General features: G+C 40.8%; 6 protein-coding genes, 2 tRNA genes and 3 rRNA genes. 1 reads left to right on the top strand and 10 read right to left on the bottom strand.

What is annotated here, in order from left to right; translation table 11 throughout:
* Positions 1-229 precede the first annotated feature (229 nt).
* From SALWKB2_RS01735 to SALWKB2_RS01720, 4 genes are all read right to left on the bottom strand, one after another.
* Complete coding sequence (locus tag SALWKB2_RS01735; protein ID WP_148295343.1) at positions 230-2,095, bottom strand: YfhO family protein; 1,866 nt, start codon at positions 2,093-2,095, stop codon at positions 230-232.
* Positions 2,096-2,580: 485 nt separating this feature from the next.
* Positions 2,581-3,555 carry an NAD-dependent epimerase/dehydratase family protein gene (locus SALWKB2_RS01730; RefSeq protein WP_025329965.1) on the bottom strand — a complete coding sequence of 325 codons (975 nt, stop codon included), beginning with the start codon at positions 3,553-3,555 and terminating at the stop codon, positions 2,581-2,583.
* A 1-nt stretch (position 3,556) separates the two neighbouring features.
* Positions 3,557-3,931 (bottom strand): EamA family transporter, encoded by a 375-nt coding sequence (locus SALWKB2_RS01725; protein ID WP_144353312.1) that lies wholly within the window; start codon positions 3,929-3,931, stop codon positions 3,557-3,559.
* Between the two features lie 23 nt (positions 3,932-3,954).
* Positions 3,955-5,385 carry a UbiA family prenyltransferase gene (locus SALWKB2_RS01720; protein ID WP_025329963.1) on the bottom strand — a complete coding sequence of 477 codons (1,431 nt, stop codon included), beginning with the start codon at positions 5,383-5,385 and terminating at the stop codon, positions 3,955-3,957.
* Positions 5,386-5,431: 46 nt separating this feature from the next.
* Here SALWKB2_RS01720 and SALWKB2_RS11820 point away from each other — a divergent pair, with 46 nt between their 5' ends.
* Positions 5,432-5,752 carry a tRNA (cytidine(34)-2'-O)-methyltransferase gene (locus SALWKB2_RS11820; protein WP_080690422.1) on the top strand — a complete coding sequence of 107 codons (321 nt, stop codon included), beginning with the start codon at positions 5,432-5,434 and terminating at the stop codon, positions 5,750-5,752.
* A gap of 113 nt (positions 5,753-5,865) precedes the next feature.
* Here SALWKB2_RS11820 and rrf read toward each other — a convergent pair.
* The 6 genes from rrf to SALWKB2_RS01690 all read right to left on the bottom strand — a co-directional run bounded on the left by rrf (position 5,866) and on the right by SALWKB2_RS01690 (position 12,347).
* A 5S ribosomal RNA gene (rrf, locus tag SALWKB2_RS01715) occupies positions 5,866-5,979 on the bottom strand.
* Between the two features lie 105 nt (positions 5,980-6,084).
* Positions 6,085-8,974 (bottom strand): 23S ribosomal RNA (locus SALWKB2_RS01710).
* Positions 8,975-9,300: 326 nt separating this feature from the next.
* Positions 9,301-9,376 (bottom strand) — tRNA-Ala (locus SALWKB2_RS01705).
* 16 nt (positions 9,377-9,392) lie between these two features.
* Positions 9,393-9,469 (bottom strand) — tRNA-Ile (locus tag SALWKB2_RS01700).
* A gap of 77 nt (positions 9,470-9,546) precedes the next feature.
* Positions 9,547-11,086 (bottom strand): 16S ribosomal RNA (locus SALWKB2_RS01695).
* Together the 16S, 23S and 5S rRNA genes with 2 tRNA genes alongside form the textbook arrangement of a ribosomal RNA operon.
* A gap of 367 nt (positions 11,087-11,453) precedes the next feature.
* Entirely contained in the window at positions 11,454-12,347 is an 894-nt protein-coding gene (locus SALWKB2_RS01690; protein ID WP_025329962.1) for a Rossmann-like and DUF2520 domain-containing protein, read from the bottom strand.
* Positions 12,348-12,455 lie beyond the last annotated feature (108 nt).

The following is a 12,455-nucleotide window of genomic DNA, read 5'->3' as shown; positions in this document are numbered from 1 at the left end:
AATTTAATACATTGTCTTATAAGATTAATTTTTTAAGTATATTTAAAACAAAATAGGAATAATAAAAACCAGTTATTTATATAGCCAAAAAAGTTTTCAATATTAATCTGTTTTGTCTCTTTTACATTAAAAAATCTAAACACCCGTCTGATGACAGAAAAAAAAATGCACTTTTAGAAATTTAAAGTGCATTTTTATATTTAGAAAAGTTATTTAATTAAACCCTGATTTAAAATATTTTTAACTCAAGTTTTAATCTTTCTTTAACTTTACCATTAAAAAACAATAAAGTTATCAACCCCATTATTGCCAATATAGGTAAAAACCATAAATATCGCCAAGTTACCGGAAAATAACTCAGACGTAACACTCCATTAAAATCAGACGGTACGGAAACCTGTACCAATGAACCTGAACTATCTGCAGTAACAGATAATATATGATCATCAATCTTAGCAGAATAACCATACCACCATAAACGCGGGAATATCAGAGTAATATTATCTTTATGCTCTGGAATCTGAACCCAATCTGTATTATTTTCGTGTTTCACAATTCTGACACCAGCTATATCAGGATAAACAAAGGGAGAATTATTTTCCCACCCTTTTGTCAGAGTAAATGGTAACGATACATACAAATCATTACGGCTATCTGCTGATTGAACTTCACTATATCCGCACTGCTTAAACTGATGACTAAAGGCAGCATAATCATCCTTATTAACGATAATAGTGCTAATCCGCATCAACACTGCCTGACAAACATTGAATCCTTTTGCACTCTGTAAAATATTCTCCAATGCCTGTTTAGATGTAAAAATACCATGTGCAGACTGATTAACCGGTAATATTTTCTCGAGTCTTTTACTACCTACAGGAGAATAACCATTTATTGATTTAATATCATAAAAACCGAACTGAGCTGAAGCAATATCATTTAATTGCCGGGTTTGTTTTAAATAAATATTTAATGGAAGAGACAAAACATAACCTTGTAAATTAACATTATCTGGTAACTGAATACGTTCAGCTAATTCAGTCTGACGCTGATAAGAACCGCCTAATGTAGGTAATCCGTTAAGGAACAATAATAAAATTAATAAAGTTAAGCCTATCATCCCGTATGAACTTTTTCTCTCTATTATTTTCGGGCTCAATATAAGCAGCCAGACAGAAAAAATTTGCAATACAATATAAAACGGATGAAGATTCCAAGAATTAAAAAACACCAGACAAAATACAAATAGAATAACTAAAAAATATTTTTTATTAAAATTAACTAATATACTTTTTTTAAAATTAAATAAATCATGTTCAAGTAAAAACAGCATCAACACTAAACTCAGAATCAATGTTAATGTATCAAAGCCCGCATAAGCTGGTAAAAATAAAAAAAATCCACCTAAGATAATATATAAAGAAATATAAATTTTTTTATTTAATATTATCTTTTTACCTTGGATAATATGTGCATACTGTAAAATATAGAATACAGCCAGACAGATAAAAAAAGAAATAAAGGGTAAAAATCGAAATGGCCAGCGCAAAGGGCCAAACTGGGATGGCATTTGTGATAAAAGAAAAAATATTATAATTAATGTGGAAAACCATTTCAGAATATTATCTCGTTGCCAAAGTTCTTTGATATTTCGGTAAAAAAATACCATAGGTAAAAATAAAGTAGAAAAACCCAAAGGTACTAACACCAGCCTATAGCTGATATAAGTCATATAATCATAAAAAGTAGGAAAAAAACCCAGAATAATAGTAGACCATGAAGGAATAAAAGTTCTGAGTGAACTATCAAATCCACTTACGCGATTAGTTAAATCATGCGAAAAAATATATTCGGAATAAATTGGTAAAGAAAAAATAAGTGCCAGAATAGCCGGAATACTCAAGTAAACAACTTTATTTAATTTACCTGATTGTTTAAATTCAAAAACCAGAGTTATTCCGACAAACACAGCATAACCTATTACTCCATGTGGCCAGCCGGAAGAAAGCAAAAAAATAACTGATATAAAGTTTAGAATAATATTGATTTTAGAGTAATTTTTTTTAAGTAATAAAAATGTGGCAATAGACACCATTGCCCAAGCCTGTCCGTTTGCCGCATTCCACCAGGCACCCAGATACTGATAAAGAAAGACCGGCTGAATAACTGTAAATGCGGCCAGTGTATAAGCATAACATTTATGTAATCTGAATACTCTGGCAATAACCAAAGAAGATAGCGAAACCAATACGATATTTATAAAAGCCAGTATCCAGCCAGATAACAGAATATGATGAAAACGAGAAGTAATAAGAGAAACCAGAATATTCTGAGGTAAAAATATACCTTTACCTAAATCAATCATCTCATTACCACCGATATACATAGAGTCAACTATAAAAGGTATTCTCCCTTCTGACCAAATATGGCCAATCTGTCTGAAAAAACCAAGCATTTCATAAGAAGCATCATCAATACAAAAAAAATCACTCTGAAACAGACTACATATAATAATTATTGAAATTGCATAAAATATTGAAAATAACAATGCCTCTTTAACATTTACGTTTTCATTACTCATTATTGGGTTTTCTTTATATTAATATAATTATCATATGCAGCACACATAGCAGTTATATCTGAACATGAAGGTGACCAGTCTAGCAACTGATTAACTTTTGTAATATCAAGCAAAGTATTCTGATCAGCAATGGTATACTGCTCAGGATATAATAGTGTCATGCCTATTTTATCCAGTCCGGACAGTACCGGTTTAATCAATCTTGCAGGAACCGGTATTAAAAAAGATTTTGAATTAGCATGTTTGATGATTGCCTCTAATAGCTCTCTGGTTGTCGGAGGATTTAATGAACCCAAATTAAAATTTTCTCTGGGAAAGTTATTTTTATAGGCCTGCAAAGCGGCAGTAACACAATCATCAACACTTACCATTTGATAACGATTAGTACCATTTCCTATCATCGGCACAGGTATATTTAAAGATATCAGCCTGAATAACTTACCTAATATACCTAAACGCCCAGCACCAGTAATCAGTCTGGGACGAAAAATAGTAGCATTTAATTTTTCATAACTTCGAATTAATTTTTCTGCTTCAACTTTACTGCTTCCATATGGCCCCAAAGGATTTTGGGGATGATCCTCTGATACCGGACATGAATTCACCATACCATAGGTCATATCAGTAGAAAAAAATACCATTCTGGTCGTACCTGCTGCTGACATTGCCTGCAAAATATTTTGAGTACCAGCAACATTTACCTCAAAAAACCAAGCCTGACGATTTGATCTGGGTACATTATCAGCAAACTGTCGTGCAGCCAAATGATAAACAATATCATCCGGTTGAAGATTTAATTTTCTTATATCCTGAACTGAACGTATATCACCATAAACAAACTGACTCTGTTTTTCCAGAGTGCAATCAGTATAGTTTTTTATGTCAAAATTAACTACTTCATTGCCATTCTGTAATAATTTTCTTATGAGAATCTGTCCTGTGAACCCGCTACCTCCGGTAATAATATGACGCAATTTACGCACTCCTGGAAATAATTATGATTCCTATACAAATAGTAATCAAACCTATAATACGAAGCAGATTAACATTTTCATGTAAGAAGAAATACCCGATAAAAGCAGTAATGATATAACCAATTGATAAAAGCGGATAAGCCAGACTCACTTCAGTTTTACCCAATACAGCCATCCATAAACCAATACTAATTGCATAAAGGCACATACCAGTAATAAACCATGCATTCAATATTAGCTGATACCCAAAGTATAAATAATCAGAAGCACTTTGAGGAAACTCCCCAAGTGTCTGCATAGTTTTACGTAATGCAATTTGCGCCAGAGCATTTAGTGTAACGCTGATAACTGCAAGCATAAATGTTAATAGATTCACTCTAACTCTTCCAAATCAGAAATCTAAATATATCTGGCTAACAATATGATATATATTATTAAAGTCAGTAAAATTAGACTTTTTTTATCTTGAATAAAAAATACAATTGGGTCATCATACATTAAACCTCTTTTAGTCATCATCCATAAATTACCAATCAGATAAACCATCAATAATTGTACCAACCATAATAAAGCAGGGGTTCTATAATGAACAATGGTTTCCGGAGCATTAATATAAAGACCAAAGACAATAATGGCACCAATATATGTACTGATACCTAATGGCCAAAGAATATCTAAATCGGATTTTATATACCCTCTACCGGCAATCGAATTATTCTCATCAGACTTTGAAACTAACTCAGCACACCTTTTCACTGTAGCCAAACTTAAAAATATTAAGACAGAAAATGCCAGTAAAGAATAACTTAATTCAATATTAGCAACTATTCCGCCTGCTAATATTCTCACGGTATATAAAACGGATAAAACTATTATATCTAACAATATAATCTGTTTTAACCTTAAACTATATAGTGTTGTTATAAATAAATATAATAAAAATATACCAAAAAAATATCTTGATATCAAAATAGAAATTAATCCTGCACTCATTAAAAGCAATAAACTTACCCTGAGACCCTGAGCAATCGATAAATCTCCAGAAGCAAACGGTCGATGTCTTTTATTCAAATGCTGACGATCATTTTCTAGATCCCATAAATCATTTAAAATATATGTTGCTGATGCACCTAAAGAAAAAGCAATAAAAGCCGTAGATACTATTAAAAATTTTTGAAAATCATAAAACTGAAAAGAAGTAAGGAGTGGAACAAAGAGAAGTAGATTTTTCAAACATTGATGTAAACGTATGGCTTTCAGCCACGTCATCATTTTTTTATCTTCATTGCTGAACTGTTTTAATACCGGCGTTCCGCTTTGCTTTATTATTTTTATAAGTTTATCAGTTTTATTTCCTGTAACAATAGCTCCACTAGCCTCTTTCCAAATTGGCAAATCAGCACTATCATTCCCAGCATATATAAATTTTCGTCCGATTTTCTGTTCTATCGCATTAAATTTGTTTATTCCTTTTAAATTTTTTTGTGAATCTGTAGCAATAACATCATCAAAACAATTCAAAAAATTCGCTACTTTATATGCAATATCTTTATAGGCAGCAGTAGCAAGTATGACTTTTCTTCCTTGTTGTCGTTGCTTTTGTATGTATTTTACTAATTCATGACGATAAGGTATTTTATCAGCATTAAAATTACTATATTCATAGACAAATTTTTTAAATTCTGCCTTACCTTGAAAATACACTCTTATTAATTTAAAAAGCTTAAACGGATATAATTTAAGCATACTAATCAGGGTTTCATGTAATGAATCAGTCAGAATTAATGTTCCATCTAAATCCACAACTAACGGAAGACTTGATTCTGTCACTATTTTCCCCTGCATATCGATAAAATAATGCAATAATTTTACATAGTTGTTTACTCATCATCAATACAGTTACCTAAAGCATTCATCATGCATAACCGAAACTCAAACTAATGCACAAGTTTACCTGATAGAAACCTACGGCACTCGCAACTACACTCAGTTCGACTACAGCGACCCCAATCAGCAAATCTACTTTCTCTTCGGTCGCGAAACCACCGGACTGCCCCAGGCATTCGCACAGGCTCGCGCCGAGCAATGTCTGCGTATTCCGCAGTCAGAGCACATCCGCTCACTGAACCTATCCAACGCCGCCGCCATCGTCCTCTACGAAGCGCTGCGTCAGCAGTCCTTCCTCTCTCTGACCTAGATACAGCAACAGCAGCCATTGGGCTGCTGCGGTATTGTTTTTTCTTCTGTTTTATTCTCAGTACTTAAAGTAAGAAACCCGGTTGACTAATCAACCGGGTTCTTCTATGGGGAGTCTGGCGGTGTCCTACTTTCACATGGGCAATCCATACTATCATCGGCGCTAGGTCGTTTCACGGTCCTGTTCGGGATGGGAAGGCGTGGGACCAACCCGCTATGGCCGCCAGACATTAAACTGTCAAATCAGAAAGCCTTAATCTCGGTGATGATGTGTATTCATCAGTAAGCTTTATCATTCTCTGTGCATTTACTGCACGAAGTCCTTCAAATGATAGAGTCAAGCCTCACGAGCAATTAGTATCGGTTAGCTCCAAGTGTTACCACTCTTCCACACCCGACCTATCAACGTCCTGGTCTCGAACGTCTCTTTAGAGGGATTAAATCCCTAGGGAAGTCTCATCTTCAGGCGAGTTTCACGCTTAGATGCTTTCAGCGTTTATCTCTTCCGAACTTAGCTACCCGGCGATGCGACTGGCGTCACAACCGGTACACCAGAGGTTCGTCCACTCCGGTCCTCTCGTACTAGGAGCAGCCCCCGTCAAACTTCCAACGCCCACTGCAGATAGGGACCAAACTGTCTCACGACGTTTTAAACCCAGCTCACGTACCACTTTAAATGGCGAACAGCCATACCCTTGGGACCGACTACAGCCCCAGGATGTGATGAGCCGACATCGAGGTGCCAAACTCCGCCGTCGATATGAACTCTTGGGCGGAATCAGCCTGTTATCCCCGGAGTACCTTTTATCCGTTGAGCGATGGCCCTTCCATTCAGAACCACCGGATCACTATGTCCTGCTTTCGCACCTGCTCGACTTGTCGGTCTCGCAGTTAAGCTACCTTGTGCCATTGTACTATCAGTCCGATTTCCGACCGGACCTAGGTAACCTTCGAACTCCTCCGTTACTCTTTGGGAGGAGACCGCCCCAGTCAAACTGCCTACCATGCACGGTCCCCGATCCAGATGATGGATCCGGGTTAGAACCTCAAAGTCACCAGGGTGGTATTTCAAGGACGGCTCCACAAGAACTAGCGTTCCTGCTTCTTAGCCTCCCACCTATCCTACACAAGTGACTTCAAAGTCCAATGCAAAGCTACAGTAAAGGTTCACGGGGTCTTTCCGTCTAGCAGCGGGGAGATTGCATCTTCACAACCATTTCAACTTCGCTGAGTCTCAGGAGGAGACAGTGTGGCCATCGTTACGCCATTCGTGCGGGTCGGAACTTACCCGACAAGGAATTTCGCTACCTTAGGACCGTTATAGTTACGGCCGCCGTTTACTGGGGCTTCGATCCGATGCTTGCACATCTTCAATTAACCTTCCAGCACCGGGCAGGCGTCACACCCTATACGTCCACTTTCGTGTTTGCAGAGTGCTGTGTTTTTATTAAACAGTCGCAGCCACCTATTCTCTGCGACCTCTCATAGCTTACGGAGTAAATCCTTCACCATAAGAGGCATACCTTCTCCCGAAGTTACGGTATCAATTTGCCGAGTTCCTTCTCCTGAGTTCTCTCAAGCGCCTTAGAATTCTCATCCTACCCACCTGTGTCGGTTTGCGGTACGGTTTCATTCAAACTGTAGCTTAGTGGCTTTTCCTGGAAGCGTGGTATCAGTCACTTCGTGTCCGTAGACACTCGTCATCACTTCTCGGTGTTGAGCACCCGGATTTGCCTAAGTGCTCCACCTACCGGCTTAAACGATCTATTCCAACAGATCGATGACCTAACCTTCTCCGTCCCCACATCGCATTTGAATCAAGTACAGGAATATTAACCTGTTTCCCATCGACTACGCATCTCTGCCTTGCCTTAGGGGCCGACTCACCCTACGCCGATGAACGTTGCGTAGGAAACCTTGGGTTTTCGGCGACAGGGCTTTTCACCCTGTTTATCGCTACTCATGTCAACATTCGCACTTCTGATACCTCCAGCATGCTTCTCAACACACCTTCTTCGGCCTACAGAACGCTCCCCTACCATGCCAGTTAACTGACATCCGCAGCTTCGGTTACAGATTTGAGCCCCGTTACATCTTCCGCGCAGGACGACTCGACCAGTGAGCTATTACGCTTTCTTTAAATGATGGCTGCTTCTAAGCCAACATCCTGGCTGTCTGGGCCTTCCCACTTCGTTTACCACTTAATCTGTCATTTGGGACCTTAGCTGGCGGTCTGGGTTGTTTCCCTCTTGACACCGGACGTTAGCACCCGATGTCTGTCTCCCGAGGAACCACTTGATGGTATTCTTAGTTTGCCATGGGTTGGTAAGTCGCAATGACCCCCTAGCCATAACAGTGCTTTACCCCCATCAGTGTCTTGCTCGAGGCACTACCTAAATAGTTTTCGGGGAGAACCAGCTATCTCCGAGTTTGTTTAGCCTTTCACCCCTATCCACAGCTCATCCCCGCATTTTGCAACATGCGTGGGTTCGGTCCTCCAGTACCTGTTACGGCACCTTCAACCTGGCCATGGATAGATCACTCGGTTTCGGGTCTACACCCAGCAACTCAACGCCCTATTAAGACTCGGTTTCCCTGCGCCTCCCCTAATCGGTTAAGCTCGCTACTGAATGTAAGTCGTTGACCCATTATACAAAAGGTACGCAGTCACGGATTGCTCCGCTCCCACTGTTTGTATGCATCAGGTTTCAGGTTCTATTTCACTCCCCTCCCGGGGTTCTTTTCGCCTTTCCCTCACGGTACTGGTTCACTATCGGTCGATGATGAGTATTTAGCCTTGGAGGATGGTCCCCCCATCTTCAGACAGGATTTCTCGTGTCCCGCCCTACTTTTCGTATACTTAGTACCGCCTCTGAAATTTCGAATACGGGGCTATCACCCTCTACGGCCAAGCTTCCCAGCTTGTTCTTCTATCTCAGTGACTATCATATACTGGCTCCTGCGCGTTCGCTCGCCACTACTTGCGCAATCTCGGTTGATTTCTTTTCCTCTGGGTACTTAGATGGTTCAGTTCTCCAGGTTCGCTTCTCTGTACCTATGTATTCAGTACAGGATACCATGCTTATACATGGTGGGTTTCCCCATTCGGATATCGCGGGATCACAGCTCTATTGCCAGCTCCCCCACGCTTTTCGCAGGCTTACACGTCCTTCTTCGCCTATCATCGCCAAGGCATCCACCTGATGCACTTATTCACTTGACTCTATCATTTCAAGAACCTCCTGACTTCGTCAGCATACCGTTGACTAGTATCTCTGACTTAAGGCCTTTACTCTCATAAAGCTTACTGCTTTGGTTGTCTGAACAACGCCTTTTGTGCTCGTTGTTCAGCGATACAATCATCACCCAATTCTTGCAGCACTTCTCTTCTTCTGTCTCCAGAATCAGTTCTATGCTCCAATCTTTGTTTGTTGATTTCGGCTTTCCAATTTGTTAAAGATCGATGCGTTACTTCGCAAATTAAAATCAGCTCTCTGAACTGCCTTTAATTTCCAAAGTATTTTACTGAACCCAACCTCCTCAGAGTGGTGGTGGAGGCAAACGGGATCGAACCGATGACCCCCTGCTTGCAAAGCAGGTGCTCTACCAACTGAGCTATGCCCCCTCTGTCCTTAAATAAGTGGTGGGTCTGGGAGGACTTGAACCTCCGACCCCACGCTTATCAAGCGTGTGCTCTAACCAGCTGAGCTACAAACCCAGTTTATTCAGTCTCTTCTCGCATCTTTTCAGTTTACCGATAAGTGTGAATGCCAATCAGCCCCTTCTTTTCTCTAGAAAGGAGGTGATCCAGCCGCAGGTTCCCCTACGGCTACCTTGTTACGACTTCACCCCAGTCATGAAGCATACCGTGTTAAGCGACCTCCTTGCGGTTAGTCTACCCAATTCTGGTATCCCCCACTCCCATGGTGTGACGGGCGGTGTGTACAAGACCCGGGAACGTATTCACCGCAGTATGCTGACCTGCGATTACTAGCGATTCCGACTTCATGCACTCGAGTTGCAGAGTGCAATCCGGACTACGATCGGCTTTCTGAGATTGGCTTCACCTCGCGGCTTCGCTACCCTCTGTACCGACCATTGTATGACGTGTGAAGCCCTGGTCATAAGGGCCATGAGGACTTGACGTCATCCCCACCTTCCTCCGGTTTGTCACCGGCAGTCTCATTAGAGTGCCCAACTTAATGATGGCAACTAATGACAAGGGTTGCGCTCGTTGCGGGACTTAACCCAACATCTCACGACACGAGCTGACGACAGCCATGCAGCACCTGTGTTACGGTTCCCGAAGGCACTCTCCTATCTCTAAGAGATTCCGTACATGTCAAGACCAGGTAAGGTTCTTCGCGTTGCATCGAATTAATCCACATCATCCACCGCTTGTGCGGGTCCCCGTCAATTCCTTTGAGTTTTAATCTTGCGACCGTACTCCCCAGGCGGACAATTTCACGCGTTAGCTTCGCTACTAAGACATCTAGTGTCCCAACAGCTAATTGTCATCGTTTAGGGCGTGGACTACCAGGGTATCTAATCCTGTTTGCTACCCACGCTTTCGAGCATGAACGTCAGTGTTATCCCAGGAGGCTGCCTTCGCCATCGGTATTCCTCCACATCTCTACGCATTTCACTGCTACACGTGGAATTCTACCTCCCTCTGACACACTCTAGTTAACCAGTTTCAAATGCACGTCCCAAGTTGAGCTCGGGGATTTCACATCTGACTTAATTAACCGTCTGCGCTCGCTTTACGCCCAGTAATTCCGATTAACGCTCGCACCCTACGTATTACCGCGGCTGCTGGCACGTAGTTAGCCGGTGCTTATTCTTTAGGTACCGTCAGCACCAGGTGGTATTAACACCCGGCTTTTCTTCCCTAACAAAAGTCCTTTACAACCCGAAGGCCTTCTTCAGACACGCGGCATGGCTGGATCAGGGTTCCCCCCATTGTCCAAAATTCCCCACTGCTGCCTCCCGTAGGAGTTTGGGCCGTGTCTCAGTCCCAATGTGGCGGATCATCCTCTCAGACCCGCTATGGATCGTCGCCTTGGTAGGCCTTTACCCCACCAACTAGCTAATCCAACATCGGCCGCTCAAATAACGCGAGGTCACTAAGATCCCCCGCTTTCCCCCTCAGGGCGTATGCGGTATTAGCCATCCTTTCGGACAGTTATCCCCCATTACTCGGTACGTTCCGATGCATTACTCACCCGTTCGCCACTCGCCACCAGAGAGCAAGCTCTCCGTGCTGCCGTTCGACTTGCATGTGTAAAGCATGCCGCCAGCGTTCAATCTGAGCCAGGATCAAACTCTTATGTTTAATCTTAGCTTTTTTGTAATCCCGAAGTCCCCTTCGGTTTCACTGGTCTGCTTCAAAGTTATTGACAAGAAATGTTTTTATCTTGTCTCTCTGAATCAGTGTGAGGCCGCTTGGCACTCACACTTATCGGTAATCTGTTCTGTTAAAGAGCGTTGCTTTCGACTGCGTTCTACTTTAAACTGTTCGTTTGTTTCGTGTCGCGTCATCAGCGAAGAAGGCGAACTATACGCCTCCACAAATCCTCTGTCAACTCCTGCCTGCATTTATTTTTGACTTCCTCCTCATTCAACTGTTTTATCTGAGTTTATTTTTGATCCATTATTTTTGATTACATCAAATTTGTATTCTTTAGCTGTGTATGTACTTTCTAATTTTCTTGCGAATTGATTATTTGCAAAATCTGTTGCTGTTTTTCTGCACTCAATGTGGTTAAGTGTAAGGTTTGCTCTGCCAATGCTTTATATAGTGTTTGTTCTGATTGTTTTAATGATTGCCAGTGGCGGGCAATGGTATTGCTGTCACCACGTTTAATGGGGCCGGTTAAGGCTTTGTCTGGAGACATCATCTGTAATTGATCGAGATTTTGCTGCATTAGTTGATTTACTAGAATTTCTGCTAATTCTTGCGACAAAGACAGTGAAGCTAATATATTTCTTGCGAAAGCATTTAATGTTACTAAAAAATTTGCACTGATGGAGAGAGCGGCGTGATAACGGCTTTTCTGAGCAGAATCAATATTAAAGTAGGATAAGTTTGCTGCCTGTGCCAATTTATATAATAAAGGTAATGCTTCTGCATCGCCTTCTATTGCACATAGATGCCCCGGTAAAGTATTGATGGCCGTTTCTATCGAAGCAAAGGCAAATACCGGATGTAATGAACCTACTAATAATTTTTGTTGATTGTTTGGTATTAATATATTGCTATTTAATGCACCACTAAAATGAAGTATCAATGTGTCAGCCTTTAGCCAGTCAATTTGATGTATTTTCCTACTAATTTCTTCAATGAACTGATCGCTAACACCTATGACTATAATATCCGCTGGTGGTAATGTTTCTAGCTGTTTGTGTACTTGGATGTGCGGTATGTGATTTTTAAGATACTCTGCAGCTGAAAAATTACGATTCCAGACTGCTTGAATATTAATCAGTTTACTTTGATGCCAGATTATGGCTAATGTTGAGGCAACCTTACCTGCACCAACAATGTTTACGCTTGGCCTGTGTGCTTTTTTCAGGCAAATGGAGCTAGTTGTCATTATTAATTTTTCTAACTAAAAGACGATTATTTTACCTGAGGCTTCGTGTTGCAATTGAAGCCTTTTAACCAAAACGGTACACTTCAATACTTACTCTATATTCTAACC

Origin of the sequence: Snodgrassella alvi wkB2 (assembly GCF_000600005.1) — a bacterium.
In the GTDB taxonomy this organism is placed as follows: Bacteria; Pseudomonadota; Gammaproteobacteria; order Burkholderiales; family Neisseriaceae; genus Snodgrassella; species Snodgrassella alvi.
Note: the sequence above shows the minus strand (reverse complement) of the source record. Positions and strands in the feature narration are given on the sequence as shown.